The organism is Dactylosporangium roseum (assembly GCF_025264685.1).
In the GTDB taxonomy this organism is placed as follows: domain Bacteria; phylum Actinomycetota; class Actinomycetes; order Mycobacteriales; family Micromonosporaceae; genus Dactylosporangium; species Dactylosporangium roseum.
Genome location: NZ_CP073721.1, coordinates 1,891,149 through 1,917,751, shown reverse-complemented (window position 1 = coordinate 1,917,751; position 26,603 = coordinate 1,891,149). Strand labels below are relative to the sequence as shown.

Genomic DNA, 26,603 nt, shown 5'->3' with positions numbered 1-26,603 from the left:
TGTCGAGCGCACCGGCGCCGGCAGTGTCGAAGGCACGGATCCGATGCTGCGGGCCGTGCCGCACCGCAACACCGTCACCCTCTGCCGGTCACGCAGAACTCGTTGCCGTGCGGGTCGTGGAGCACCACCCAGCCGGTGCCGTCCGGCCGGCGGCGGTCGGCGGCGAGCGTGGCGCCGAGCCCCAAAAGCCGATCGACCTCGGCGTCGCGGCCGCCCTCGGCGGGCTGGAGGCACACGTGCACCCGGTTCTTGACCACCTTGGGCTCGGGGACCGCCTGGAAGAACAGGCGCGGCCCGCCCGGCGGCTCGATGACGACCTCCTCGTCACCGGGTGCGCACTCGGGGTGGACCGGGTGACCGACCACGCCGCTCCAGAACTCGGCGAGCGCGAACGGGTCGGGGCTGTCGAACGCGACGTTGCGGATGAACGATGCCATGCCACGTACCGTAATGCCGTGGGCTACACACTGGACTGGGACGAGGCCGCCGGACGCCTGGCGTCCGCCGCCGTCGACGACGCGGAGTGGTATGCGGCCGTGGCCGCCGGACGCCTGGCGTCCGCCGCCGTCGACGACGCGGAGTGGTATGCGGCCGTGGCCGCCGAACTGGTGCGCGACACCGACCGGGTGGCGATCGACGTGGGCTGCGGCGGCGCCGGAATGACGGTGGCGCTCGCCCGCCGGATGGGTCCGGACGCGACGGTCGTCGCCGCCGACCACAACCGCGCGGTGCTGGACGCGGCGCGGGCGGTCACCGAGGCGGCGGGCGTGCGCGCCGAGTTCGCGGTGGTCGACCTCGACGGCGACCTGTCGGCGCTGCCCGAGGCGGACCTGGTCTGGTCGTCGGCGGCCGTGCACCACGCCGGTGACCAGCAGCGGACGATCGAGCGGCTGGTGGCGCTGCTGCGGCCGGGCGGCACCCTGGCCCTCGCCGAGGGCGGGTTCAGGCCCCGCCACCTGCCGTGGGATCTGGGCGTCGGCGAGCCGGGCCTGGAGATCCGCCTCGACGCGGCACAGGACCGCGGACGACCTGCGGACGTGGGAGCGGTTGCTCGACCCGGCCGGCCCGGACTGGCTGGGGCGCCGTGGCGACCTGTTCTCGCTCGAAGCTCGCAGTGTGCAACTCGGCAGGCGGAAAAGGAAGTCCCCCTGACCTTGATTTCGTTGCCAGGTTGTAAATTCGTCTGCACTCCCTAGGGCGACCGATCCACCGTGTGCAACTCTGCTGCAATGGAGCACACGGAACCGCTCATCATGCAGATCTACTGCCGCCTGGAGGTTGCGGTCACCGATCCGGAGGTGATCGGAAAGCTGGCCGGTCGGCAGCTCCGTGAGGCCGAGATCGACTGGTCACGGCGGGAGGAGGACCTCGAAGAGGCGGTCCACCAGCTCGAATCTGATCTGACGCAGGCATTGTCCTGTGTTGTTGAACACGACCGAATGATCGAGCACCTGCCAGGCGTGGAGTCACGTGGCGGCCTGGTGTTCACGACATTCGGCAAACCGGACGACCGTTTCCGCCCGGGTTTCACGGACTTCCTGTAATTTGCGCGGGTCGTCGCCGCGATCTCCGACGCCATCACGGTCGGGCGCCCGCAGTGGCCGACCGTCGAGCCAGCTATCGGCACTGCGCCCAGGTCGAACCAACCCGCCCACCAGGCCAAACCCGCCGGAAAGCCCGAACCCGCCGGGCGAAATCCGCCGGTCAGGCTGGAAGCACGAAACCCGCCCAGCCGGGAGGCGGGCGCGAGTCTGTCAGAGGACTCTCGTCACCGACTCCTCCGCGACCCGGCCGTCCAGCAACGAGCGGTCCAGATTGGCGCACAGCACCACCGTCGCACCTGTGGACAGCGGGGCCAGGAGCCACTTCACCGGGTGCTCATGCTCGGCCGCGTCGATCAGGAGCCGGTCACCCGGGTGGAGGTCGATCTCCGACGCCAGGGCCTGTGCCAGGCTGCCCCATTCACCGTACGTCGTGCCGTCCACGCTTGCGGCGTCCGTCCGGCGGACCCGTGCATACGGCGGGAGGGACGAGGAATGCTCGAGGAGCGCCGGCTCCAGCGAACGATAGCCCTCCGCCTCGCCCAGGACGAACCGGTGCGTGGCCTCCGGAATGTCCTCCAGCCACGAGCCGACCCGCTCCCGCGCCACGAAACTGACGTCGAACGGGCCGCCCGCGCCGAGGCCCAACTGCGGCAGGCCGGCCGTCGACCAGAGCTGGAACGACACCTCCACGCCGATCGACCAGGCACCCAGCAGTGCCGCGGCGGTCAGCCAGTGCGGCGGCAGGAGCACCGCCGCGCGGGAACCGGCGCCGAGGCCGCAGCCCTCGTGCAGCAGGCCCGCGGCGCGGGCGGCCCAGCCACCGAGGTCGGTGGCGGACAGTTCGGTGCGTTCACCGGTCCTGTCGTCGTAGTACGTCAGCAGCGGCTCCTCGGCCACCACCGGGGCGGCGGTGCCGTGCGGTGCGGGAAGCCAGACCATGCCGCGAGCCTAGAGTATCGGCTAGAGCATGCGGACGGACTCGCTGCGGGCCACCTCGGGCGCGATCGGCGGCAGCGTCTCGTATTTCTTCAGCAACGCGTGCAGCACGAAGACGTACGGCACCTGGGAGGACAGGCCAGTCACCGTGGCCGACACCCGCGTGCAGCCCTTGCCGGGCGGCACCGACTGCCAGGTCCAGCCGGGCTGCACGCCTCGGTAGAGCTCCTGCGACACGGCCGTCAGACGATACTCGGTGATGGCCGGGTCGCCGATGTTCCACCAGGTCACCGTCGCCGACGTGGTGCCCGGCGTCACGTCCAGGCCGTTGATGACGCCCTGGCGGAGCATGCCGGTGCACTCGGTGGGGCTGAGGCTCGGCGTCGGGCGGGCCGGCGTGACGGTCGGCAACGGGGAGATGGACGCGATCGGGCCGCGGACCGGTGGGCCGGTCGTGATGCCGGCGGACGGGTCGACGGTGTCGCCCTTGGAGTAGACCGTCCTCTGCGGCAGGTCGAGCACCTTGCCGCTGCCGAGGCTTCCGGACGGCCCCGAGGAGCCCGGGGAGCCGCCGAGACCGGGCAGCACTCCGCAGCCGGCGACCCCGGCCAGGACCGCGGCCGCGATCACGAAGGCCGTGCCGATGCGCCGCTTCACGCTCCGTTCATCGGCACGGCCCGCGTCTTCCTGAGGATCAGGTGGCCTCGATGGCCCCGGTGCCGACGAGCAGCAGGACGATCGTGCCGAGGATCACGCGGTACCAGATGAAGACGGTATACGTGTGCCGCGCGACGAACTTCAGCAGCCAGGCGACCGCCAGATAGCCGACGATACCGCTGACCACCGTCGCGGTGATGGTGGCCGGCCAGCCGACGCCGGTGCTGATGTTGTCGTACTCGTCGGCGACCTGGAGCACGGTGGCCGCCAGCAGGGCCGGGATGGACAGGAAGAACGAGAGCCGGGTCACCGTGACACGGTCGAAGTCGCGCAGCAGGCCCGCGGACATCGTGGCGCCCGACCGGGAGATGCCGGGGATCAGGGCGAGCGCCTGCGCGGTACCGATGATCAACGTGTCTTTCCAGGTGACGTCCTGCTCGTGGCGCTGCTGGGTGGCGGCGCGGTCGGCGAACCACATGACGCCGGACCAGAGGATGAGCGCGCTGCCGACGAACCACAGGCTGCGCAGCGTGGTCTCGATCTGGTCCTTGAAGAGCAGGCCGACGATCGCGATCGGGATGGAGCCGATGATCACCATCCAGCCGAACCGGTAGTCCCGGTCGCGGCGCGCCTTGCTGAACAGGCCGCGCAGGAACGCGGGCACGATCCGGGCGATGTCCCGGCGCAGGTAGATCGTGGTGGCGAGAACGGCGCCGCTCTGGATGATCGCGGTGAACGCGGTCACGTCGGGATCGTTGATCGTGTAGCCGAGGAGCTTCTCCAGGATCGTCAGGTGGCCGGTGCTGGAGATCGGCAGGAACTCGGTGAGCCCTTCGACGGCGCCGAGCAGGATCGCTTCGAAGATGTTCACGACAGCCGCTGTCCGATCGCCGCGACGAGCCGGTCGAGCGCGCCGTCGGCGGTGCCGAGGAACAGCGAGGGCTCGGTCAGTTCGACCTCGATGACCACCGGGCCGCCGGGCGCCGGCAGGAGGTCGATCCGGGCGTACAGCAGATCGCGGGCCGGCACCGGCAGCGCCTCGAGCACACGTGCGCCGAGCGCGAGCTCCGCCGCCGAGGGGATCCGCGGCGTGATCTCCTCGACCTGGTACAGGCTTTCGACGCCCTCGTCGGGCCCGGTGAGCATGGCGCCCTTGCGGATGGCGTGGCTGAACTCACCGTCGAAGTAGAGCAGCGCCGTCTCCCCGGCGGTGTCGACGTCGGCGAGGTAGGGCTGGACCATCACGGTCCGGCCGGACCGCTGGAGCCGCGTCACGTGCTCGGCCGCGAGTCGCCCCTGGGTCGCCAGGTCGTAGCGACCGGTGTCGACGCTGCCCGCGCTGACGGCGGGCTTGACCACGATCTCGCCGTCAGCGCCGGGCTTCCAGGCGTCGCCGGGCTCGACCCAGGCGGTCGGCACGATCGGGATGCCCTTGTCCGCCAGTTCGCGCAGATAGCGTTTGTCGGTGTTCCAGGCGATGACGTCACCGGGGTTGGCCAGGCGTGGCACCCGGTCGACCCAGGCGACGAACTCGTCGCGGCGCTTGGCGTAGTCCCAGGTGCTGCGGACGACGGCCAGGTCGAAGGCGGACCAGTCGACCTGCGTGTCCCACGCGACCGGCTCCGCGGCGACGCCACGGGCGGCCAGCGCGGGGATCAGCGGCTGGTCGTCGGGGTCGAGGCCGGGCAGTTCGCCGCAGGTAACGAGAGCGACCCGGGCGGCGGCCCGGGTCGCGGAGGTGTTGGAAAGATCGGCACGCACTGAGCGAGGATACGCACCCTAGCGGGAGAGGGTTCGCCGCCCCATCGAGCGCCACAGGTCGTTGCTCGGCCGCATCTGCTCGAGGAGCTCACGCTCCCAGGAGTTTTCGATCTTGACCCCGGCTTGCGCACAGGCGGAACGCGCGATGTCCGTGCCCTCGGCGAACTGGTCGCCCCAGACGCCGTCCTCCCCGACGAGCACGATGCGGGCACCGCGCCGGCCGACGTACTCGATGACCGCCTTGGCGCCGCCGTGGTCCTCCGCGAAGGACTTGATGCCGGTGATCAGGCTGCCCGGCACCGGGCGGCTCAGGGTCATCGTCGTATCGGAACCATCTGCCATGACGGCCACGATAAAGGGGCGGAAGCACACGTGTGGGTGGTCCACGGGCAGGTTGTGATCGTGGTTACGGACAGGTTTAGCCTGGCCGCGAGGCATTTCGACCGGCGATGTCCCGCTAAATCGGGATAATCGGCTCGCCCGTACCGTGCATTCGGCGAGAGATGTCTCACGTCCGTCAGCACGGAACGAATGCACCAAAGAAATTCGGGCGTTTCCGGCTTAACTTTCGCTTAGGACAGGATTTCCGGCAGCTTTTTCCGGCCTAGCCGGAAGCCCTTCCGGGACCTTCGCAGACCCCCGGACAGGCTCGGTCACTGGATGAGCGCGTCGACCGCGATCGCCACGAACAGCAGCGTCAGATACGTCACGGACCAGTGGAACAGCCGCATCGGCTTGAGCGCCTCGCCCCGCCGGGCCCGGCCGTGCAGCTTGTGCGCCTCGCGCAGCAGCAGCACGCCGACGAGCACGGCGACGACGCCGTAGACCGGGGTCATGCCGAGCGGCCACAGCACCACCGAGGCGAGCACGGTGAGCCAACTGTAGACGACCGTCTCGAGGCCGACCCGCCGCATGCTCGCCACGACCGGCAGCATCGGGATGCCGGCCCTGGCGTAGTCGTCCTTGAACTTGATGGCCAGGGCGTAGAAGTGCGGCGGCTGCCAGAGGAAGACCACGGCGAACATGACCCAGGCCGGCCAGGACAGCCCGCCGGTGACCGCGGCCCAGCCGATCAGCACCGGTGCCGCGCCGCAGGCGCCGCCCCACACGGTGTTGGCGGGCGTCGTGCGCTTCAGCCACAACGTGTAGACGAGGTCGTAGTAGGCGATCGCACCGACCGTCAGCAGCGTGGCGAGCGCGTTGGTGAACAGCGCCATCAACACGGTGGACAACACGGCCAGTGTGAGACCGAACACGAGGGCGGCGCGCGGCGACACGGTGTGCGTCGCCAGGGGCCGGCGCGACGTGCGCCGCATCACCTGGTCGATGTCGCGGTCGATGTAACAGTTCAGCGCGTTGGCCGCGCCGGCCGCGAGCGTGCCGCCCACGAGGACGACCAGGATCAGCCACAGCGACGGCAGACCCTGGTCCGCCAGCAGCATCGCCGGGACGGTGGTGACGAGCAGCAGCTCGATGATGCGCGGCTTGGTGAGCGAGACATACGCCTTCACAACCGCGGAGAGACTCGCGCGCCGACCGGCCGCCTGCGCCTGCTGTGCCCTGGCCAGGGCACCTGCCGACGTGGGACGGACCGCCTCGGACGCGCTCTGGGGGACCGAACCACGGTCGACGAGCTGCGTCACGCTGGATAGCCACCTTCCGGCGTGTGACAAGGAATCCTGGCGAGGCGCCTGACCGAAGATCGGCAGGCCCTCGCATCCTAGAGCAGCAAGTGCGCAGGCCAGACCTTGACCCCCGGCTGAGCGCCGGCGAAGCACCGCCGGCGGACCCGCCCGGTCCCGGCCCGCCGGGTGGCCGATCGATTTCGCGCACAGCAGAACCGATCAAGGTTCCTACCGGCTTCGGGGGATCCGTGCAGACGCGCGCCGCTGCTGGGGCGTGTGGCCATCGATTACCGTTGCCGCAGGCAGTGTCGCCGATGTCCGAAACATGGTCGACCGCGCGTGGCAGTACCCGATCGTGGGTAGGGTCGACCTGATAACCCTTCGAGGAAATACGCAACCTCGCCGTTCGACAGGAGCAGCACCGTCGTGAGCGTTGAAGAGGGCAAGGGTCCCGAGCTTTCCTGGTCCGACGTCGACCGGCGGGCGGTCGACACGGTCCGGGTCCTGGCGATGGACGCCGTCGAGAAATCGAACAACGGCCATCCGGGGACGGCCATGAGCCTGGCCCCTGCGGCGTATCTGTTGTTCCAGAAGGTCATGAGGCACGACCCCACCGATCCGGACTGGATCGGTCGCGACCGGTTCGTGCTCTCCGCCGGCCACTCGAGCCTGACCCTGTATATCCAGCTCTACCTCGCCGGCTACGGGCTGAGCCTCGACGATCTGCGGTCGCTGCGGCAGTGGGGCTCGCTCACCCCCGGTCACCCGGAGCACGGCCACACGGCGGGTGTCGAAACCACGACCGGGCCGCTCGGCCAGGGCATCGGCAACGCGGTGGGCATGGCGATGGCCGCCCGCCGGGAGCGCGGCCTTTTCGACCCGGAGCCGCCGTTCGGCGAGAGCCCCTTCGACCACTACGTCTACGTGATCTGCTCCGACGGCGACATCGAAGAGGGCATCAGCCACGAGGTCAGCGCGCTCGCCGGCCACCAGAAGCTGGGCAACCTCGTCGTCATCTACGACGACAACGAGATCTCGATCGAGGACGACACCCGGGTCGCCAAGAGCGAGGACGTGGCGGCGCGTTACGAGGCCTACGGCTTCCACGTGCAGACCGTCGACTGGCGCAAGGGGCACGACGCCGGCGACGGTGTCTACCGCGAGGACGTCGAGGCGCTGCACGCGGCGCTGCTGGCCGCCCGGGCCGAGACGTCCCGCCCGTCGTTCATCGCGCTGCGCACGATCATCGGCTGGCCCGCCCCGAAGAAGCAGAACACCGGCAAGATCCACGGCTCGGCGCTCGGCGCCGAGGAGGTCGCGGCCACCAAGCAGATCCTCGGCTTCGACCCCCAGCAGTCGTTCGAGGTCGCCGGCGAGGTCCTCACGCACACCCGCGCCGCCATCGAGCGCGGCCGCGCCGGGCGCGAGGAGTGGGAGAAGAAGTACCAGGCCTGGCGGCAGAACAACGCCGATCGCGTCGCGCTGCTGGACCGGCTCTACTCCGGGCACCTGCCGGCCGGCTGGGAGAAGGCGCTGCCGGAGTTCCCGCCGAGCGAGAAGGGCATCGCGACCCGCAAGGCGTCCGGCGACACCCTCACCGCGCTCGCGCCGGTCCTGCCGGAGCTGTGGGGCGGCTCCGCCGACCTGGCCGAGAGCAACAACACGACGATGGAGGGCGAGCCCTCCTTCCTGCCGTCCGAGCACGCCACGAAGGCGTTCCCCGGCAACGAGTACGGCCGGACGCTGCACTTCGGCATCCGCGAGCACGGCATGGGCGCGATCCTCAACGGCATCAAGCTGCACGGGCCGACCCGGCCGTACGGCGGCACGTTCCTGGTCTTCTCCGACTACATGCGCCCGTCGGTGCGGCTCGCCGCGCTGATGAAGCTGCCCGTCGTCTACGTGTGGACGCACGACTCGATCGGCCTCGGCGAGGACGGCCCGACCCACCAGCCGATCGAGCACCTGACGGCCCTGCGCGCGATCCCCGGTCTCGCCGTGGTCCGCCCCGCCGACGCCAACGAGACGGCGCAGGCGTGGAAGGCGGCGCTGGAGCGGCGGGACCAGCCGGTGGCGCTGGCGCTGACCCGGCAGAACCTGCCGGTCCTCGACCGCACGGAGTACGCCTCGGCGGACAACGTCAGCAAGGGCGGCTACATCCTCAAGGACGCGTCCAACGGACAGCCCCAGGTGATCATCGTGGCCACCGGCTCCGAGGTCCAGTTGGCCATCGGGGCGCAGAAGAAGCTCGAGGAGGAGGGCCGGCCGACGCGCGTGGTCTCCATGCCGTGCGTGGAGTGGTTCTTCGAGCAGGACCTGGCGTACCGCCAGCATGTGCTGCCGACCGGCTGCCGGGTGGCCAAGGTCAGCGTCGAGGCCGGGATCGCGATGTCCTGGCAGTGGTACCTCGGCGAATGCGGCGAGGCGGTCAGTATCGAGCACTACGGCGCCAGCGCCCCCCACACGGTGCTGTTCGAGCAGTTCGGGTTCACGGTCGACAATGTGGTCGCGGCTGCCCACGCATCGCTCGTCAAGGTCGGCGAGATCACCGGCAGCACGACGGGCAACTAGGAAATCATAGGAGACAGCGATGACTACCGATCGGCTGGCCGAACTCGCCCGCGCCGGCGTGGCAATCTGGCTCGACGACCTCTCCAGGCAGCGGCTGACCACCGGAAACCTCGACAAGCTGCGGCGTGAGCAGCACGTCATGGGCGTCACCAGCAACCCCACCATCTTCGCCAAGGCCCTGTCCGCGGCCGAGGACTACGCGGTGGACGTCAACGACCTGGCCCTGCGCGACTGCGACGTCCGCGAGGCGTCGCGCTTCCTGATGACCTACGACGTCCGCTGGGCGTGCGACGTCATGAAGCCCGCGGTCGAGGCGACCAAGGGCCTTGACGGCCGGGTCTCGATCGAGGTCGACCCCACCCTGGCCAACGACACCGAGCGCACCGTCGCGGAGGCCAAGGCCCTGTGGTGGCTCGTCGACCGGGGGAACCTCTTCATCAAGATCCCCGCCACCAAGGAGGGCCTGCCGGCGATCACGGCCGTGCTCGCCGAGGGCATCAGCGTCAACGTCACGCTGATCTTCTCCCTGGAGCGGTACGAGGCCGTGATGAACGCATTCTTCGCCGGCCTGGAGCAGGCCAAGGCCAACGGGCACGACCTGTCCAAGATCGAGTCGGTCGCGTCGTTCTTCGTGTCCCGCGTGGACACCGAGTACGACAAGCGGCTCGACAAGATCGGCACCCCCGAGGCGAAGGCGCTCAAGGGCAAGGCGGCGATCGCCAACGCGAAGCTGGCCTACAAGCGCTACGAGGAGCTGTTCTCCAGCGAGCGCTGGCAGGCCCTCGCGAACGCGGGCGCCAAGCCGCAGCGGCCGTTGTGGGCGTCGACCTCGACGAAGAACCCGGAGTACCGGGACGTGATCTACGTCGAGGAGCTCGTCGCGCCCGGCACCGTCAACACCATGCCGGAGTCGGTGATCCACGCGTTCGCCGACCACGGTGAGGTGCGGCTCGACGCGATCACCGGCTCCTACGCGGAGGCGCGGCAGGTGATGGACGCGCTCGCCGCGGTCGGCATCGACTACGACGACGTCGTGGAGGTGCTCGAGCGGGAGGGCGTCGAGAAGTTCACCGCCAGCGGAAAGGAAATGCTGGCGACGGTGCGCACCGCCCTGGAAGCGGCTGCGAAATAGCCGTTCACCGCATCAGAATTGCACTGTTACCGAGGAGGTGCGGGTGTCTGATCTGCTCGACGACGCGGTGACCGCGGCCGGACTGACGGTGTTCGGTGCCGCCTCCGTCCCGGGGTCGATCGACGCCCGCACCCGCCTCGACCCGGCTGCTCTCCCCCCGGCTCGCTCCGACGATCACGACCTGGTCGCGCGGATCACCGCCCTGCGCGCCGAGTTCCTCTCCCGCGGCCTCGACCACGTGGTGCTCTGCGGCATGGGCGAGTCGTCATTGGCCGCCGAGGTGATCAGCCGCACGCTGGGGGTCGAGCTCACCGTGCTGGACAGCAGCGACCCGCACCAGGTCCGAGCGGCGCTCGACGACCGGCTCGCCCGGAGCGTGGTGGTGGTGGCCAGCCGGTCCGGCTCGACGGTGGAGACCGACAGCCACCGCCGGGCCTACCGGCAAGCCTTCGAAGACGCCGGCCTGCAGGATGTGGGCCGGCGCTTCGTCTACGTGACCGAGCCCGGCTCGCCGCTGGCCACGACGGCCCGCGAGACGGGCTCGCACCTGTTCCTCGCCTCGTCCGCGCACTCGGCGTTCTCCGCGTTCGGGCTGGTGCCCAGCGGCCTGGCCGGCGTGCGCGTCGACACGCTGCTCGACGAGGCGTTCCCGCGGCCGGCGCCGCACTTCGCGGCCGGCTTCTCGATCGCGCCCCCGGCGCCGGAGCCGTCCGCCGCCGACTTCACCGACCCGGCGCTCATGCTGGGTGCCGCGCTGGCCACCGGCGCGCTCGCCGGCCGGGACAAGCTGGCGCTCGCCTCCGACGGCACCGGCCTCGACGGACTCTCCGACTGGATCGAGCACATCGTGGCCTCCGCCACCGCGGGATCGGGCCGCGGCCTGCTGCCGGTCGTGCTGGAGAACCCGTCGTCGTGGGGGCACGAGGGTCCCGACGTGCTCAGCGTGACCACCGGTGGCGCACTCGCCGCCGGGGTGATGCCGGGCGGTGGCATCGCACCGGACCTGGCCGTCAACGGCCCGCTCGGCGCCCAGTTCGTGGTGTGGGAGCGTGCGGCGGCGATCGCCGGGCACCTCCTGGGCGCCGATCCGTCCGCGCGTCCCGACGCGGAACCGACCCGCCTGGTCCTCGACGCCGGACTCCCCCACGAGACGCCGGTGTTCGCCGACGGCGCCGTGGAGGTCTACGGCAACACGTCGGCGACGACGCTCGTCGCGGCGGTCGACGAGCTGGCCCGCGGCGTCCCGCCGTTGGGATACCTGGCGGCGACCGCCTACCTGGACCGGGTCGGTGACGCGGCCGCGGCCGGGGTGCGGGACGCGCTCGCGGCCCGGGTGGCGCGTGCCGTCACCTTCGGCTGGGGACCGAGATATCTGCACTCGACCGGGCGGCTGCACAAGGGCGGCCCGGCGACCGGATCGTTCCTGCAGATCACCGGCGCGGTGACCGACGACCTCCCGGTGCCCGGCCGGCCGTACACGTTCGGCGAGCTGCAGGCTGCCCAGGCGGCCGGCGACCGGCAGGCGCTGCAGGCCGGCGGCCGTCCCGTGCTGCGCCTGCACCTGACCGACCGGGCAACCGGTATCGAACAACTGTTGGCCGCCCTCGGAGGGTGAGACTGATGACCAATCCGCTGCGGGACCCGCAGGACCGGCGACTGCCTCGGATCCCCGAGCCGTGCGCGCTGGTCATCTTCGGTGTCACCGGTGACCTTGCTCGGAAGAAGCTCATCCCGGCGGTGTACGACCTGGCCAACCGGGGCCTGCTGCCGCCCAGTTTCGCCGTGCTCGGCTTCGCCCGGCGCGACTGGGGCGACGGCGACTTCGAGGAGCTGGCCCGCAAGGCCGCCCAGTCCGGCGCCCGCACCACCTGGCGCGAAGAGGTCTGGTCGCGGCTGGCCGCGAACATCAAGTTCGTCGGCGGCTCGTTCGAGGACGACGCGGCCTTCGACCATCTCGCGCAGTCGCTCGACGACCTGCACGAGGAGGCCGGAATCCCGGGCAACGCCGCCTTCTACCTGTCGATCCCGCCGTCGGCGTTCCCGGTGGTGCTCAAACAACTGGAACGCACCGGCATGTCGGACAACGCGAAGTCCGGCGGCTGGCGCCGGGTGGTGGTGGAGAAGCCGTTCGGCTACGACCTCACCTCCGCCCGCCAGCTCAACGACCTGGTCGATGACGCGTTCACCGCGCAGGACGTGTTCCGCATCGACCACTACCTCGGCAAGGAGACGGTCCAGAACATCCTGGCCCTGCGCTTCGCCAACAACCTGTTCGAGCCGGTGTGGAACTCCAACTACGTCGACCACGTGCAGATCACCATGGCGGAGGACGTCGGCATCGGCAGCCGGGCCGGGTTCTACGACACGGTGGGGACGGCACGTGACGTACTGCAGAATCACCTGCTGCAGCTCCTCGCCCTCGTGGCGATGGAGGAGCCGATCGCGTTCGACGCCAACGCCATCCGCACCGAGAAGCTGAAGGTGCTCAACGCGATCACGGTGCCGAACGACGTCTTCGCGCACACGGTCCGCGGGCAATACCTCACCGGCTGGGTGGCCGGCGAGCGCGTCCCCGGCTACCTGGAGGAGAAGGACGTCCCGCCGGACTCCAAGACGGAGACCTACGTGGCGGTGCGGCTCGGCATCCAGAACCGCCGCTGGGCCGGGGTGCCGTTCTACATCCGGGCCGGCAAGCGCCTCCCCCGGCGGGTCACCGAGCTCGCCGTGTTGTTCAAGAAGGCACCGCACCTGCCGTTCCACCCGGCCGACGTCGAGATGCTCGGGCACAACCAGCTCGTCATCCGGGTCCAGCCCGACGAGGGCGTGATGCTCAAGTTCGGCTCCAAGGTGCCCGGCACGACGATGGAGGTCCGCGACATCGCGATGGACTTCCAGTACGGCGAGGCGTTCACCGACGCGAGCCCCGAGGCGTACGAGCGGCTGATCCTCGACGTGCTCGTCGGCGACAAGACGCTGTTCCCGGACTCGGCCGAGGTCGAGGCAAGCTGGAACGTGGTGGATCCGCTGGAGGCGGCGTGGGCGGGTTCGACGCCCGAGCCGTACCGGGCGGGCGAATGGGGTCCGCGGGCCGCGGACGAGATGCTGGCCCGCGAGGGCCGCGCCTGGCGCCGGGCTTAAGAGGGGTTGCGTTTCATGATCGGACTTTGGGACACCACCGGCATCGAGGTCGTCAAGGCGCTCGCCAACGAGCGGCGCAGCGCCGGCGGGCTGACCAGCGGCCTGGCGCTGACACTGATCGCCGTCGTCGACGAGCGCCAGGTACGTGAAGCGGAGGCCGCGGCCACCATCGCCGCCGCGCAGCACCCGTGCCGGCTGCTCATCGTCGTGCGCGCCGACGTCACCCAGCAGCGCTCCCGGCTCGACGCCGAGATCGTCGTCGGCGGGCGGCTCGGTCCGTGCGAGGCGGTCGTGATGCGCATGCAGGGCCGGCTGGCGCTGCACGCCGAGTCGGTGATCATGCCGCTGCTCGCCCCGGACGTGCCGGTGGTGACCTGGTGGCAGTGCGCCCCGCCGGAGCGGATCGCCTACGACCCGCTGGGCGTGGTCGCCGACCGCCGCATCACCGACGTCGCGCAGGCCATGGACCCGGTCGCGGCGCTGCGGGTCCGGGCCGACGACTACGTGCCCGGCGACACCGACCTGGCCTGGTCGCGGATCACACCGTGGCGCACCCTGCTGGCCGGTGCTTTCGACGCCAACCGGACAGGAGTGCGGGCGGTGAACATCATCGCGCCGGACCACGACCCGACGGCCCCGCTGCTCGGCGGCTGGCTGGAGGCGCGCCTCGGCGTCCACCCGACCCGCCACCCGGGCAGCGGCAAGATCATGGAGGCGGTCAACCTCGAGCTCGACGACGGCAGCACGATGAACCTCGTGCGCGACCTCAACGCCGGCGTCGCCGCGCTGACGCGCACCGGCCAACCGGACCGCACCCTGCCGCTGAGCCGCCGGCCGCTCGGTGAGGAACTCGCCGAGGAGCTGCGCCGCCTCGACCCCGACCAGCCGTACGCGGCCGCCCTGGCCGCCGCGACCGGCAAGCGGAAGCTGGACGAGCGGCTGGCCCCGCGGGTGCACATCTGGAAGGACCCGGCGCTCGCCGAGCGCCCGGAGGTCCAGTCCCCGTCGTTGCAGGAGTCGCTGTCTTCATGACCCAGTCCAAGGTCGTCGTCCACACCGAGCCGAAGCTCCTCGCCGAGGCCGCCGCCGCGCGTCTGATCGTCCGGCTGACGGATGCCCAGGCGGAGCGCGGCGAGGCGACGGTGGTCCTCACCGGCGGCCGGATCGCTGCTCAGATCTACCAGGCGCTGCGCGAGAGCCCGGCCCGCGACGCGGTCGACTGGTCGCGGGTCGACTTCTGGTGGGGCGACGAGCGGTTCCTGCCCTCCGGCGACCCGGAGCGCAACGAGACCCAGGCCCGGGAGGCGTTCCTCGACGCGCTGCCGTTGAACCCTTCGCGGGTACATCCGATGCCCGCCGCCGACGGACCGGACGGTGACGACGCCGAGGCCGCGGCCGCGCGCTACGCCGCCGAACTGGCCGAGGCCGCCAAGCCCGGCCACGCCGAGCTGCCCCACTTCGACGTGGTCCTGCTGGGTGTCGGCGAGGACGGCCACGTGGCATCGGTCTTCCCCGAGCACCCGGTCACCTACGAGACCCGCCCGGTCTCGGCGGTCCGGGGCAGCCCCAAGCCCCCGCCCGTGCGCGTCACGCTCACCCTGCCGGCGATCAACACGGCCGACGAGGTGTGGCTGATAGCGTCGGGCGCCGGCAAGGCGAGCGCGGTGGGCCTGGCCCTCGCCGACGCCGGCCCGCGTCAGATCCCGGCGGCGGGCGTCCACGGCCAGGAGCTGACACTGTGGCTGCTCGACACCGCAGCGGCCCACGAACTCCCCCCGACGTTCCGCAGCCTCGTCTGACTCACGGCCCCCGGCGCGCGCTGCGGCGCATCATGCTCCCGGCGACGGACCTCGATCGTTTCCACGCTGGGGGCGGCCGTCCCGGCTGCACATAGCCAGACCAGGCCAGACCGGGCGGGTGGTGCCTGTCGCTCATGGTCGCCGCCGGCCCCGAGGCGACGAGCTCCGGGCCGAGCGACTCCGTGATCATGGGCTGTTGGGCTCGACTCCGCTCGGTGTGGAGTCCTGTGGTCGCCCGGGCCGCCACAAGACTCCGCGGCCCGGCGAGCCCTTCCACGTCGACACCCTGCGACCGGCTCTTGGCACGACGGCGATGGCAGGGAGGGCCGTCAAGGCCCGACCGGTGTCTGGCGGGAGCGACGGTCGCGCGTTGCACGGACCCGAGTCCTCAAAAAAGACCCGAGTCCTCAAAAAGACGAGCTTCGCCGCTGGTGAAGACGCGCCAAGGCCTCCTGGAGGATGGCCTCGCCGTCGGCGTCGGTGCGGCGCTCCTTCACATAGGCCAGGTGGGTCTTGTACGGCTCCGCGCGCGGGCGCTCCGGAGGGGCCTGCTCGTCCTGACCCGCCGGGAGGCCGCAACGCGGGCAGTCCCAGGTCGTGGGGGGTGTGATCTCGGCGGCGAAGGCCGGGGTCGTCTCGTGGCCGTTGGCGCACCAGTAGGTGACGCTGCGGCGCGGGGCCTGTTCACCGCGCTCGGTCCAGCGCACGGGGCCGGAGCCGACTCGGGTTCCGCGGATGGCGTTGCCAGTTGCCACGGCTGCTCGCTCCTGTTCGTCGGAGGGTGCGACGTCGTGCGGAGTGCAGGAGTGTGGGCGAAACACCTGCGCGCGGCCCCGGAACGGAACCGCGCGCCTGAGTCTAGAACTCCTGCGGGTGCTCAGGCACCACTGTTCTCGACGATTTTCAGCCAGAGCCCAAGGCCAACAATGCAGGCGAACCAGATGATACCGACCAGAACGGTGTATCGGTCCAGGTTCTTCTCGGCGACGGAGGAGCCGGCGAGGCTGGAGGAGACGCCACCGCCGAACATGCTCGACAGGCCGCCGCCCTTGCCGCGGTGCAGGAGCACGAGCATGGTGAGCAAAACGCTCGTGATGATCAGCAACACGATGAGGGTGTAAGCGAACGCCGTCATGGCGCGGTCGTCCTCTCGATGGGCGGAATGCTCAGGCTGAGCCAGCTTACTAGGCGAGACCGAGTGCGCACAGGTCGGGCTGGCCGAACTGCGGGTGGATGAAGCCGCCCCGCACGTTGGTGCCCGCCATGCGCAGCGCCTTCATGTAGATGATCGGGATGGTCACGGCCTGCTGCTGGATCTTCTCGTCCAGCTCGCCCCACAGCCGGTACTGCCGATCGGGCATCGACTCCTCCAGCGCCGCGGCGATCGCGTCGTTGATCTGGCGGTCGTTGAGCAACGAGTAGTTCTGGTTGTTGGTGGCGTCGGCCTTGGTCGGGATGAGCCGGCCGTCGAACAGCGGCGGGATGACCGCGGAGCCGTTGGCCCAGTCCGGGATCCAGCCCGCCCACAGCAGGTCGTTCTGGTTGGCCGGGTTGCCGATGACGTCGAAGTAGCTCTCCGGGTCGATGCCGTTGACCTTCAACTGGATGCCGATCCGCTGGTAGCTCTCGACCATCGTGGCGGCGAGGCGCCGGATGTCCTTCTGCTCCGGGATCGACAGCGTCAGTGTGGTCGCGCACGGCTTGCCGCTGTTGCGCCGCCCCTCCATCAGCTTGACGGCCACGTCAGGCTTGCCCTCGACGTTGTTGGCGCTGTCGTACAGGTCGAAGTCCTTGTGGGCCTTGAGTTGCGGGGCGATCATCGTGTTGGCGTAGTCGCCGAAGACCGAGCCGCCGGCCGCCGCGCGGAACTTGCGCTTGTCGAACGCGTAGACCAGGGCGCGGCGGCAGTCGAGGTCGGGGATCCGCTTGGAGTTGATCGCCAGGTATCGGATGCCGCCGTAGCTGCCCTGGACCGCCCGCGCCGACAGGTCAGGGTCGTTGACGACCTGCTGCACGAAGCTGGGCGCGACGTTCTTGTCCAGGTCGATCGAGTCGGCGAAGTCGCCCTCGCTCTGGATCAGGTTCGAGGTGACGGTCGGCAGGTCGCCGTTGGCCTCGATCACGATCTTTTCCGGGTACGCCTTGCGAACGCTGTCGGTCTTGCGGTCCCAATACTGGTTACGCACGAAGACCAACCGCTGGTCCGTGTTCTCCTGCAGCTTGTACGGGCCGTTCGAGAACGGCTTGCGGTCGTAGTCGTTCTTCGTGTCCTGCTTGACCGGCACGGGCGCGAACACCGACATGGCGACGGTGTAGCCGAAGTCGCCGACCGGCTGGGACAACCGGAACTTGATGTTCCGCTTGTCGGCGCACTGGACAGAGGCCAGACCCTTGCCGTCGTTGTTGCCGTCGACGAACGGTCCCGCGTAGTTCTCGGTGCTGGCCAGGTAGGTCTTCGCATACGGCTGGGCGACGGAGAAGGCGCTGGAGAAGCTGCGCTCGACGCCGTATTTCACGTCCTCGCACGTGATCGGCGTGCCGTCCTCCCAGCGGAGGCCTTCCTTGAGCCGGAAGTCCCAGACTCTGTTGCCCTCGCTCGGCCGGCCGGCGTCGGTCGCGAGGTCGCCGACGATCTCGCTGGCCGCCGCGCCCGGCTCGGACTTGAACGTGGTGAGCGTGCGGCTGAGCAGGCGGCTGACGTTCGCGTCGGTCGCCGTGGCGATGCGCTGAGGGTCGAGATGGGCCGGCTTGGCACTCACGATGACGTGCAGGGTGCCGCCGGTCTTCGGCGGTTGCGGCTGGTTCGTCGCGTCCGCGTCGCTGCACCCGGCGGTCGCCAGCAGCGCCAGACTCACGAGAACCCCCACGGTGGCACGACGGCGCGTGGAGAACAGCATGCTCGTCCTAACGTCACCCGCTCGTGGCGGGACCACGTCACTTTAGGCGGCGTTCAGGTCGGACGGAATGCGGGGTGGCTGGCACCGCAAAACGTCGCGCGGCCCATGCGGACCGCGCGACGTTCGGTGATGTGTTGCCTACTTACCCAAGCGGCAAATCCGGACGAAACCCTCGGCGTCGATGCTGGCGCCGCCGACGAGCGCGCCGTCGATGTCGGGCTGCTCGATGATCGCCGCGACGTTGTCGTGCTTGACCGAGCCGCCGTAGAGGATGCGGATCCGGTCGGCGGTGCCGCCGGTGTACTTCTCGGCCAGCCGCGTGCGGATCGCGCCGATGACCTCCTGCGCGTCCTGCGGGGTCGCCACCTTGCCGGTGCCGATCGCCCAGACCGGCTCGTACGCGATGACGATCTTCTCGACCTCGTCGGTCTTGACCTTCTCCAGACCGGCGTCGAGCTGCGCGAGCGTGTAGCCCACGTGCTCGCCGGCCTCGCGCACCTCGAGCCCCTCGCCGACGCACAGGATCGGCGCGATGCCGTTGGCGAGCGCGGCCTTCACCTTGGCGTTGACGAGAGCGTCGTCCTCGCGGTGGTACTGGCGGCGCTCCGAATGACCGACCACGACGTACTGGCAGCCGAGCTTGGCCAGCATCCCGCCCGAGATGTCACCCGTATACGCCCCCGACGGGTGGGGCGACAGGTCCTGCGCACCGTAGCCGATGAGCAGCTTGTCGCCGTCCACCAGCGTCTGGACGCTGCGGATGTCGACGAACGGCGGCAGCACGACCACCTCGACGTCGTTGAGCTGCTGCTCCGTGAGGCTGAAGGCCAGCTTCTGGACCAGCGCGATCGCTTCGAGGTGGTTGAGGTTCATCTTCCAGTTGCCGGCCATGAGCGGACGGCGACCGGTCTCCGGAGTGGTCATGACTCAGGCCTCCAGCGCCAGAATGCCGGGCAGCTCTTTGCCCTCGAGGAACTCCAGGGAGGCGCCGCCGCCCGTGGAGATGTGACTGAAGCCGTCCTCGGGGATGCCGAGCGCGCGGACCGCCGCCGCCGAGTCGCCGCCGCCGACGACGGTGAAGCCGTCGACCTTGGTGATCGCCTCGGCGACGCCACGGGTGCCCGCCGCGAAGGGCGCCAGCTCGAAGACGCCCATCGGCCCGTTCCAGAAGACGGTCTTCGCCGGCTCCAGGACCCGGGTGAAGAGCGCAACGGACTCGGGACCGATGTCGAGGCCCATGCCCCCGGCTCCGATTTGCCCGATTTCAACCGTTTCGGTGGGTGCCTCGGCGCTGAACTCGGGCGCGGTGACCACGTCGACCGGAAGGACGATCTTGTCGCCGGCCTGCTCCAGCAGGGCCTTGCAGGTGTCGATCATCTCGTCCTGCAGGAGGCTCTTGCCGACCTCGTGCCCCTGGGCCTTGAGGAACGTGAAGCACATGCCGCCGCCGATGAGCAGCTTGTCGACCTTCGGCAGCAGGGCCTCGATGACGGCCAGCTTGTCGGAGACCTTGGAGCCGCCGAGCACGACGACATAGGGCCGATCCGGGTCGCCCGTCAGCTTCGAGAGCACCTCGAGCTCGCGCCGCACGAGCCAGCCGCTGTAGTGCGGGAGCAGGCGGGCCACGTCGTAGACGCTGGCGTGCTTGCGGTGCACGGCGCCGAAGGCGTCATCGACGTAGACGTCGGCGAACTCCGCGAGCTGCGCGGCGAACGCGGCGCGCTCGGCCTCGTCCTTGCTGGTCTCGCCCTTGTTGAACCGCAGGTTTTCCAGCAGCGCCACGGCACCGTCGCCGAGCCCGGCCACGGTCGCCCCCGCCGACTCGCCGACCGTGTCGGTGGCGAACGCGACCGGAGCCCCCAGCAGCTCCGAGAGGCGACCGGCGACCGGCCGCAGGCTGTACTTCGGGTCGGGCGCACCCTTCGGGCGGCCCAGGTGCGACACCACGACGACCCGGGCACCGCCCTCACGCAGCGCGTTGAGGGTCGGCAGGACCGCCCGGATACGCCCGTCGTCGGTGATCTTGTCTCCGTCGAGCGGGACGTTGAGGTCGGCGCGCAGGAGCACGCGCCGGCCCGCGGCGCTTGACCTTAGGAGGTCGTCGAGCGTCTTCACAGGCCGGTGCCGACCAGGGTGACGAGGTCGACGAGGCGGTTCGAGTAGCCCCACTCGTTGTCGTACCACCCGACGACCTTGGCCTGCTTGCCGATGACCTTGGTCAGGCCCGCGTCGAAGATGCACGACGCCGGGTCGGTCACGATGTCGGTCGAGACGATCGGGTCCTCGGTGTAGGTGAGGATGCCCTTGAGCGGCCCGTCCGCGGCGGCCTTGACCGCGGCGTTGATCTCGTCGGCGGTGGCCTCACGGGACAGGTTGACCGTCAGGTCGGTGGCCGAGCCGGTCGGGATCGGCACACGCATCGCGAAGCCGTCGAGCTTGCCCTTCAGCTCCGGCAGGACCAGGCCGATGGCCTTGGCCGCACCGGTCGAGGTCGGCACGACGTTGAGGGCGGCGGCGCGGGCGCGACGCAGGTCCTTGTGCGGGCCGTCCTGGAGGTTCTGGTCCTGGGTGTACGCGTGAATCGTGGTCATCAGACCCTGCTCGATGCCGAAGGTGTCGTTGATGACCTTGGCCATCGGCGCGAGGCAGTTGGTGGTGCAGGACGCGTTCGAGATGATCGTGTGCTTCGCCGCGTCGTACTTGTCCCCGTTGACGCCCAGAACGACGGTGATGTCCTCGTTCTTGGCCGGCGCCGAGATGATGACCTTCTTCGCACCCGACTCGACGTGAACCTTGGCCTTCTCGGCGTCGGTGAAGATGCCGGTCGACTCGATCACGACGTCGGCGCCGAGGTCGCCCCACGGCAGCTTCGACGGGTCGCGCTCGGCCAGCGCCTTGAACGTCTTGCCGTTGAGGGTGATCTCGTCGGAGGTCGCCTTCACCTCGTACGGCAGGCGGCCGAGGATGCTGTCGTACTTCAACAGGTGTGCCAGCGTGGCGTTGTCGGTGAGGTCGTTCACGCCGACGACCTCGATGTCAGCGCCCTTGGCCAAGGCCGCACGGAAGAAGTTGCGGCCGATCCGGCCGAAGCCGTTGATGCCAACCCGGATGGTCACTTCGACACATCTCCTCGCCTTGTCGCGTCCCGGCCTTTGCCGATGCCGGGCGCCAGATGAGTGTTATTGGTTCGCCCACCCTGGTCCCGCCGGTCCGGACCCTGCTTGTGACGCCTGGGCCCGGCCGCGTGTCGCGGCGGCGATCGAACAGCGAGGAGCGACCCGAGTCGGCCTCATCGCCGAACTCTCAAACCCTATCGTCTCGGACTGGTCACGATCCCGGCGGGGTGTCGGAGGCCACGTTTCAGCCTACGAGCATTTCGGGGGTGACCGCCGACTCGGTGTCCGGAATGCCGAGGTCGCGGGCCCGCTTGTCGGCGAGCGCGAGCAGACGGCGGATCCGGCCGGCGATCGCGTCCTTGGTCAGCGGCGGGTCGGCGAGCGCGCCGAGCTCCTCCAGCGACGCCTGCCGGTGCTCCAGCCGCAGCGTGCCGGCGCTGAAGAGGTGATCGGGGGCGGTGTCGGCGAGGATCTCCATGGCCCGGGCCACCCGGGCGGCGGCGGCGACCGCCGCGCGGGCGGAGCGGCGCAGGTTGGCGTCGTCGAAGTTGGCCAGCCGGTTGGCGGTGGCCCGGACCTCGCGGCGGACGCGGCGCTCCTCCCAGGTGAGGACGCTCTGGTGGGCGCCGATGCGGGTGAGCAGCGCGGCGATCGCGTCGCCGTCCTTGACCACGACCCGGTCGACGCCGCGGACCTCGCGGGCCTTGGCGGTGATCCCGATGCGGCGGGCGGCGCCGACCAGCGCGAGCGCGGCCTCCGGGCCGGGGCAGGTGATCTCCAGGGCGCAGCTTCGGCCGGGCTCGGTCAGGGAGCCGTGAGCGAGGAAGGCACCTCGCCAGGCGGCGACGGCACAGCACATGTTGGCGGAGACGACGTGCGGCGGGAGCCCCCGGACCGGGCGGCCCCGGACGTCGAGGAGGCCGGTCTGCCGGGCGAGGGCCTCGCCGTCCTTGACCACGCGGACGATGAAGTGGCTGGCCTTGCGCAGGCCGCCGGACGCGAGGACGTGGATCTCGCTCTGGTACCCGTAGACCTCTGACACTTCCCGCCTGAGCCGGCGGGCCGCGGCGTTGGTGTCGAGCTCGGCCTCGACGACCACCCGGCCCGAGACGATGTGCAGTCCGCCGGCGAACCGGAGCAGCGCGGCCATCTCGGCGCGCCGGCAGCAGGGTTTTGCCACGTCAACCCGGCTGAGCTCGTCCTTGACCGCAGCGGTCATCGCCATTCTGTCGTCACCTCGCGGTTTTCGAATTCCTTACGGATCAGCGGCTCCAGAGCTGCCGCGAGCGCCTGCGGATCGTGCTGTGGAGATCCATCCACGACGGCCACCGGCGCCACTACCAGACGTGCACCAAGCGATTCTGCCGCACGATGGACCGGTTCGGGGTCGCCTACGGCTTTCCCGTCAGCAAGAACTACATCGACCTGTAACCCGGGTAGGTAACGACGCAACGCGGCCAGGTGCTCTGGAAGCGTGAGCCCGGCGGTCTCGCTGTCGGCCGCCAGGTTGAGCGTGACCAGGCGTTTTGCGGCGCTCTCCCGGATCGCGTCGGCCAACGCCGGCACGAGCAGGTGCGGGATCACACTGGTGAACCAGGAGCCGGGGCCGAACAGCAGCCAGTCGGCCCGCAGCGTCGCGTGCACCGCCTCGGCGCAGGCCGCCGGCGCGGCGGGCGTGAGCCGGACCCGGTCGATGGTCTTGGTGGAGATCGCGACCTGGTGCTGGCCACGCACGGTGACGACCTCACCACCCTCCGACAGATCGGCCTCGATATGCAGCGGCTGGCGTGACATCGGCAGGACCCGCCCGTGGCAGCGCAGCATGGCGGCGGCCCGGTCGAGGGCGGAGACCGGGTCCTGGGCCAGCTCCATCAGCGCGCAGAGGACAAGATTGCCGACCGGATGCCCGGCGATGTCGTCGTCGCCGTCGAACCGGTGCTGGAACAGCTCGGCCAGGGCGGCCTCGTCGGCGAGCGCGGCGAGGGCCTGGCGCAGGTCGCCCGGGGGCAGGATGTCGCGGGTGGCCCGGAGGCGACCGCTGGAGCCGCCGTCGTCGGCCACGGTGACGACCGCGGTGATGTCGAGGGGCCGTTCCCGCTGGATGCCGCGGAGGGCGCGGAGCGTCACGGAGAGCCCGTGCCCGCCCCCGAAGGCGACGACCCGCACGGGAGCGCCGTCCGCCCGCCCGATGAGCGACCGGCTCGCGGCGGCGGACGCCTCGGCGCCCAGCTCGGTGGCGTTGCCCAGCCGTTGCGTGGCGATCGGCGAGGCCGTCCCGTCCGGTCCGGCGGTGCGCACGTCGCCGGGCTCCGTGGCCGTGGCCACACCCGGCCCGGAGGTGCCTGGGCCGCCGGCCGCCGCGGCCGGCGGTGCGGCGGCTTCGGTGGGCACGGTGACGGGCTCGCCCGTCACCGTGCGTGGCGGGGTCTGGGCCTGCGGTGCTGCCGGTGCCTCGTCGGTCATTCGCGCCCCAGGTCGCGGTGCTGGGGCGACGCCGCCAGACGCATCTCGCGCAGCCGGCGGGCCAGTTCCTCGGCGATCGCGACGCTGCGGTGCTTGCCGCCGGTGCAGCCGACGGCGATGGTGAGGTATCGCTTGCCCTCGCGCTCGAAGCCCGGCGCGGTGGCGTTGATCAGCCGCGCGTAGGTCTCGACGAAGGTCACCGCGCCGCGCTGGCCCAGCACGTATCGGCTGACCTCGGTCTCCTTGCCGGTGTGCTCCCGCAGCTCGGGCACCCAGTACGGATTCGGAAGGAACCTCGCGTCCAGGACGAAGTCGGCGTCGGGGGGCAACCCATACTTGAACCCGAACGAGAGCACCGTGACCCGGATCTGGGTGGTGTCCTCCTCGCCGAACATCTCCTCGATGCGGCCGCGCAACTGGTTGACGTTGAGATGGCTCGTGTCGATGAGCACGTCGGCCTGCTCGCGCGCCTCCTGGAGGAGCTTGCGCTCGGCGGCGATGCCGTCGGAGAGACGGCCGGCACCCTGCAACGGGTGGGAGCGGCGCACGCTCTCGAACCGGCGGATCAGCACCTCGTCGTCGGCGTCGACGAAGACCATCCGCGGGTTGAAGCCCCGCTCGCGCAGCGCCTTGACGGCACCCGGCAGGTCGGTCGAGAACGCATGGCTGCGCACGTCGAGGACCATCGCCGTGCGCCGGGCGGCGCCGCGTGCCGCATAGGCCAGCTCGGCCATGTCGAGCAGCAGCGCCTGCGGCAGGTTGTCGACGACGTAATACCCGACGTTCTCCAGGGCGCGGGCCACCGTGCTGCGCCCGCCGCCGGACACGCCCGTCACGATGACCAGGTCGGTCGTCGTCCGGTCGGGCGCGACCGGCGCACCCTCTTCGCTCACCACGTGCATGAGTTTATGTCGTGCCGCCCGCGGGCCTGGCCGCTCGGTCGGTTTGCGCAGCTTCACCCTTCGCGCCCGGCTCCGGCGGCGCGGCCTCGCCGTTCAGCGTCCTGAGGATCGACTCGGCGGTCCGGCGGCCGATGCCGTGGACCTCCGCGACCTCCTCGACACTCGCCGCCTTCAGCCTTTTGAGTGAACCGAAGTGGCGCAGCAGCGCCTTGCGACGGATCTCGCCGAGTCCCGGAACAGCGTCCAACGTGGACGCCGTCATGCGCTTCGACCGCTTCTGCCGGTGATACGTGATCGCGAAGCGGTGCGCCTCGTCACGGACGCGCTGCAGCAGATACAACCCCTCGGAGGCGCGCGGAAGGATCACCGGGAAGTCGTCGTCGGGCAGCCACACCTCTTCGAGCCGCTTGGCGAGGCCGCAGATCGCGATGTCGTCGACGCCGAGGTCGAGCAGCACCTGCGCGGCGACGTTGACCTGCGGCTGGCCGCCGTCGACGACGACCAACTGCGGCGGGTAGGCGAACTTGCGCGGCCGGCCGGTGGTCGGGTCGATGCCCGGCCGGGACACGTCCTCCTCGCCGGACAGCTCGTCGAGCTCGACCTTCGAGTCGAGATACCGCGCGAACCGCCGGCGCAGCACCTCGGAGATCGCCGACACGTCGTCGGTCGCGCCGTTGATCGCGAACCGCCGGTATTCACTCTTTCGAGCCAGTCCGTCCTCGAACACGACCATGCTGGCGACGACGTCGGTGCCCTGAATCTGGGATACGTCGTAACACTCGATGCGCAGCGGCGCGGTCTGCATGCCGAGCGCCTCCGCGACCTCCTCCAACGCCTTGCTGCGGGTGCTCAGATCACCGGCCCGGCGCAGCTTGTGCTGCTGCAACGACTGCTGGGCGTTGCGCGCGACCGTCTCGGCAAGGGCCTTCTTGTCCCCGCGCTGCGGGACGCGGATCGTGACCCGGCTGCCGCGCAGCTTGGACAACCAGTCGGTGAGCGCGTCGACGTCGGCGGGCAACTCCGGGACCAGCAGCTCCTTCGGCAGGTCGGCGGCCTCGGCACCGGCCTCGCTGCCGTAGATCTGGCTGCAGAAGTGGTGCACCAGGTCGCCCGCGGACAGGTCCTCGGTCTTCTCCACGATCCAGCCGCGCTGGCCGCGGACCCGCCCGCCACGCACGTGGAACACCTGCACCGCCGCCTCGAGCGGATCGTCGGCGAACGCCACCACGTCGGCGTCGGTGCCGTCACCGAGCACCACGGCCTGCTTCTCCACGGCCCGCCGCAGTGCGCCCAGGTCGTCGCGGATCCGGGCGGCACGCTCGAAGTCGAGCTCGTCGGAGGCGGCATACATCTCCCGCTCCAGCTTCTTGACCATGGTGTCGGTCTTGCCGGCCATGAAGTCGCAGAAGTCCTCGACGATCTGCCGGTGCTCGGCCTCGCTGACCCGGTCGACGCACGGCGCGGAACACTTGCCGATGTAGCCCAGCAGGCAGGGGCGGCCGATCTGACCGGCCCGCTTGAACACCCCCGACGAGCAGGTGCGCGCCGGGAACACGCGCAGCAGCAGGTCCAGCGTCTCGCGGATGGCCCACGCGTGCGCGTAGGGACCGAAATAGCGCACGCCCTTGCGCTTCGCCCCGCGCATCACCTGGAGTCGCGGATACGCCTCGTCGAGCGTCACCGCCAGATAGGGATAACTCTTGTCGTCACGGTAGCGGACGTTGAACCGCGGATCGTAGGCCTTGATCCAGTTGAACTCGAGCTGGAGCGCCTCGACCTCGGTGCCGACGGTGACCCAGTCGACCCGGGACGCGGTGGTGACCATCTGCTGCGTGCGCGAGTGCAGCGTCCACACGTCGGCGAAATAGGAGCTGAGCCGCTGCCGCAGGCTCTTCGCCTTGCCCACATAGATGACCCGGCCGGACGGATCGTAGAAACGGTAGACCCCGGGGGTGTCGGGGATGGTCCCCGGCGCGGGACGGTAGGTGGACGGGTCAGGCACGTTTCGAGCCTATCCGGGGGGTACGACGAAAATCCGCGCCGGGCCGGGCCGACCGCCCCC

At 70.3% G+C, this 26,603-nt stretch carries 25 protein-coding genes; 8 read left to right on the top strand and 17 right to left on the bottom strand.

Annotation, left to right across the window (positions count from 1 at the left end):
• Window positions 1-74: 74 nt before the first annotated feature.
• Window positions 75-437 (bottom strand): VOC family protein, encoded by a 363-nt coding sequence (locus tag Drose_RS09655; RefSeq protein WP_260727829.1) that lies wholly within the window; start codon window positions 435-437, stop codon window positions 75-77.
• 18 nt (window positions 438-455) lie between these two features.
• On the opposite strand from Drose_RS09655, the gene Drose_RS09650 reads away from it, so the two are divergent.
• Window positions 456-1,196: a class I SAM-dependent methyltransferase gene (locus tag Drose_RS09650; protein ID WP_260727828.1), complete on the top strand. Its 741-nt coding sequence runs from the start codon at window positions 456-458 to the stop codon at window positions 1,194-1,196.
• Between the two features lie 33 nt (window positions 1,197-1,229).
• Entirely contained in the window at window positions 1,230-1,544 is a 315-nt protein-coding gene (locus Drose_RS09645; RefSeq protein WP_260727827.1) for a hypothetical protein, read from the top strand.
• Between the two features lie 210 nt (window positions 1,545-1,754).
• On the opposite strand, the gene Drose_RS09640 is transcribed toward Drose_RS09645, so the two are convergent.
• The 6 genes from Drose_RS09640 to Drose_RS09615 all read right to left on the bottom strand — a co-directional run bounded on the left by Drose_RS09640 (window position 1,755) and on the right by Drose_RS09615 (window position 6,466).
• A complete protein-coding gene (locus Drose_RS09640; protein ID WP_260727826.1) occupies window positions 1,755-2,483 on the bottom strand; it encodes a TIGR03089 family protein in 729 nt (242 codons plus the stop codon).
• 21 nt (window positions 2,484-2,504) lie between these two features.
• Window positions 2,505-3,137: a hypothetical protein gene (locus tag Drose_RS09635; protein ID WP_260727825.1), complete on the bottom strand. Its 633-nt coding sequence runs from the start codon at window positions 3,135-3,137 to the stop codon at window positions 2,505-2,507.
• 37 nt (window positions 3,138-3,174) lie between these two features.
• Window positions 3,175-4,008 carry an undecaprenyl-diphosphate phosphatase gene (locus tag Drose_RS09630; RefSeq protein ID WP_260727824.1) on the bottom strand — a complete coding sequence of 278 codons (834 nt, stop codon included), beginning with the start codon at window positions 4,006-4,008 and terminating at the stop codon, window positions 3,175-3,177.
• Window positions 4,005-4,898: an ATP-grasp domain-containing protein gene (locus tag Drose_RS09625; protein WP_260727823.1), complete on the bottom strand. Its 894-nt coding sequence runs from the start codon at window positions 4,896-4,898 to the stop codon at window positions 4,005-4,007. The genes Drose_RS09630 and Drose_RS09625 overlap by 4 nt, the downstream gene beginning before the upstream one ends.
• 18 nt (window positions 4,899-4,916) lie before the next feature.
• Window positions 4,917-5,240, bottom strand: coding sequence for a hypothetical protein (locus Drose_RS09620; RefSeq protein ID WP_260727822.1), 324 nt, complete (start codon window positions 5,238-5,240; stop codon window positions 4,917-4,919).
• Between the two features lie 311 nt (window positions 5,241-5,551).
• Entirely contained in the window at window positions 5,552-6,466 is a 915-nt protein-coding gene (locus Drose_RS09615) for a heme o synthase (protein WP_260729674.1), read from the bottom strand.
• Window positions 6,467-7,033: 567 nt separating this feature from the next.
• Between Drose_RS09615 and tkt the strand changes: the two genes are divergently transcribed.
• The 6 genes from tkt to pgl are packed head-to-tail and all read left to right on the top strand — an operon-like array spanning window position 7,034 to window position 15,163.
• On the top strand, window positions 7,034-9,094 hold the full coding sequence (gene tkt, locus Drose_RS09610; protein WP_260729673.1) for a transketolase: 2,061 nt from the start codon (window positions 7,034-7,036) through the stop codon (window positions 9,092-9,094).
• Window positions 9,095-9,113: 19 nt separating this feature from the next.
• A complete protein-coding gene (tal, locus tag Drose_RS09605; RefSeq protein WP_260727821.1) occupies window positions 9,114-10,226 on the top strand; it encodes a transaldolase in 1,113 nt (370 codons plus the stop codon).
• Window positions 10,227-10,263: 37 nt separating this feature from the next.
• Window positions 10,264-11,841, top strand: a complete 1,578-nt coding sequence (locus Drose_RS09600) for a glucose-6-phosphate isomerase (RefSeq protein WP_390891360.1) — start codon at window positions 10,264-10,266, stop codon at window positions 11,839-11,841.
• A gap of 5 nt (window positions 11,842-11,846) precedes the next feature.
• Window positions 11,847-13,364, top strand: coding sequence for a glucose-6-phosphate dehydrogenase (gene zwf, locus Drose_RS09595; RefSeq protein ID WP_260727819.1), 1,518 nt, complete (start codon window positions 11,847-11,849; stop codon window positions 13,362-13,364).
• A 15-nt stretch (window positions 13,365-13,379) separates the two neighbouring features.
• Window positions 13,380-14,396 carry a glucose-6-phosphate dehydrogenase assembly protein OpcA gene (locus tag Drose_RS09590; protein ID WP_260727818.1) on the top strand — a complete coding sequence of 339 codons (1,017 nt, stop codon included), beginning with the start codon at window positions 13,380-13,382 and terminating at the stop codon, window positions 14,394-14,396.
• Window positions 14,393-15,163 carry a 6-phosphogluconolactonase gene (pgl, locus tag Drose_RS09585; protein ID WP_260727817.1) on the top strand — a complete coding sequence of 257 codons (771 nt, stop codon included), beginning with the start codon at window positions 14,393-14,395 and terminating at the stop codon, window positions 15,161-15,163. Before Drose_RS09590 ends, pgl begins: the two co-directional genes overlap by 4 nt.
• A gap of 407 nt (window positions 15,164-15,570) precedes the next feature.
• Here pgl and Drose_RS09580 read toward each other — a convergent pair whose 3' ends face one another.
• The 10 genes from Drose_RS09580 to uvrC form a co-directional block, all read right to left on the bottom strand.
• On the bottom strand, window positions 15,571-15,918 hold the full coding sequence (locus Drose_RS09580) for an RNA polymerase-binding protein RbpA (protein WP_260727816.1): 348 nt from the start codon (window positions 15,916-15,918) through the stop codon (window positions 15,571-15,573).
• 122 nt (window positions 15,919-16,040) lie between these two features.
• A complete protein-coding gene (gene secG / locus Drose_RS09575; protein WP_260727815.1) occupies window positions 16,041-16,298 on the bottom strand; it encodes a preprotein translocase subunit SecG in 258 nt (85 codons plus the stop codon).
• A 49-nt stretch (window positions 16,299-16,347) separates the two neighbouring features.
• Window positions 16,348-18,060 (bottom strand): ABC transporter substrate-binding protein, encoded by a 1,713-nt coding sequence (locus Drose_RS09570; RefSeq protein WP_260727814.1) that lies wholly within the window; start codon window positions 18,058-18,060, stop codon window positions 16,348-16,350.
• 138 nt (window positions 18,061-18,198) lie between these two features.
• Complete coding sequence (gene tpiA, locus Drose_RS09565; protein WP_260727813.1) at window positions 18,199-18,984, bottom strand: triose-phosphate isomerase; 786 nt, start codon at window positions 18,982-18,984, stop codon at window positions 18,199-18,201.
• Window positions 18,985-18,987: 3 nt separating this feature from the next.
• Window positions 18,988-20,175, bottom strand: coding sequence for a phosphoglycerate kinase (locus tag Drose_RS09560; protein ID WP_260727812.1), 1,188 nt, complete (start codon window positions 20,173-20,175; stop codon window positions 18,988-18,990).
• The gene (gene gap / locus Drose_RS09555; RefSeq protein WP_260727811.1) at window positions 20,172-21,176 is read right to left on the bottom strand and encodes a type I glyceraldehyde-3-phosphate dehydrogenase; all 1,005 of its coding nucleotides are present in this window, start codon (window positions 21,174-21,176) and stop codon (window positions 20,172-20,174) included. The genes Drose_RS09560 and gap overlap by 4 nt, the downstream gene beginning before the upstream one ends.
• A gap of 244 nt (window positions 21,177-21,420) precedes the next feature.
• The gene (gene whiA / locus Drose_RS09550; RefSeq protein WP_260727810.1) at window positions 21,421-22,401 is read right to left on the bottom strand and encodes a DNA-binding protein WhiA; all 981 of its coding nucleotides are present in this window, start codon (window positions 22,399-22,401) and stop codon (window positions 21,421-21,423) included.
• Window positions 22,392-23,366 (bottom strand): gluconeogenesis factor YvcK family protein, encoded by a 975-nt coding sequence (locus Drose_RS09545; RefSeq protein ID WP_390891428.1) that lies wholly within the window; start codon window positions 23,364-23,366, stop codon window positions 22,392-22,394. Before Drose_RS09545 ends, whiA begins: the two co-directional genes overlap by 10 nt.
• A gap of 269 nt (window positions 23,367-23,635) precedes the next feature.
• Entirely contained in the window at window positions 23,636-24,535 is a 900-nt protein-coding gene (rapZ, locus tag Drose_RS09540; RefSeq protein ID WP_260727809.1) for an RNase adapter RapZ, read from the bottom strand.
• Window positions 24,536-24,545: 10 nt separating this feature from the next.
• Window positions 24,546-26,543, bottom strand: a complete 1,998-nt coding sequence (gene uvrC, locus Drose_RS09535; RefSeq protein ID WP_260727808.1) for an excinuclease ABC subunit UvrC — start codon at window positions 26,541-26,543, stop codon at window positions 24,546-24,548.
• Window positions 26,544-26,603 lie beyond the last annotated feature (60 nt).

Bases quoted from the DNA above. Each gene is read 5' to 3' on its own strand.
- Drose_RS09640 (WP_260727826.1), bottom strand. From the start codon at position 2,483: ATGGTCTGGCTTCCCGCACCGCACGGCACCGCCGCCCCGGTGGTGGCC.
- tal (WP_260727821.1), top strand. From the start codon at position 9,114: ATGACTACCGATCGGCTGGCCGAACTCGCCCGCGCCGGCGTGGCAATC.
- Drose_RS09570 (WP_260727814.1), bottom strand. From the start codon at position 18,060: ATGCTGTTCTCCACGCGCCGTCGTGCCACCGTGGGGGTTCTCGTGAGT.
- tkt (WP_260729673.1), top strand. From the start codon at position 7,034: ATGGACGCCGTCGAGAAATCGAACAACGGCCATCCGGGGACGGCCATG.
- whiA (WP_260727810.1), bottom strand. From the start codon at position 22,401: ATGGCGATGACCGCTGCGGTCAAGGACGAGCTCAGCCGGGTTGACGTG.
- Drose_RS09620 (WP_260727822.1), bottom strand. From the start codon at position 5,240: ATGGCAGATGGTTCCGATACGACGATGACCCTGAGCCGCCCGGTGCCG.
- tpiA (WP_260727813.1), bottom strand. From the start codon at position 18,984: ATGACCACTCCGGAGACCGGTCGCCGTCCGCTCATGGCCGGCAACTGG.
- pgl (WP_260727817.1), top strand. From the start codon at position 14,393: ATGACCCAGTCCAAGGTCGTCGTCCACACCGAGCCGAAGCTCCTCGCC.
- secG (WP_260727815.1), bottom strand. From the start codon at position 16,298: ATGACGGCGTTCGCTTACACCCTCATCGTGTTGCTGATCATCACGAGC.
- Drose_RS09590 (WP_260727818.1), top strand. From the start codon at position 13,380: ATGATCGGACTTTGGGACACCACCGGCATCGAGGTCGTCAAGGCGCTC.
- Drose_RS09655 (WP_260727829.1), bottom strand. From the start codon at position 437: ATGGCATCGTTCATCCGCAACGTCGCGTTCGACAGCCCCGACCCGTTC.
- zwf (WP_260727819.1), top strand. From the start codon at position 11,847: ATGACCAATCCGCTGCGGGACCCGCAGGACCGGCGACTGCCTCGGATC.
- Drose_RS09645 (WP_260727827.1), top strand. From the start codon at position 1,230: ATGGAGCACACGGAACCGCTCATCATGCAGATCTACTGCCGCCTGGAG.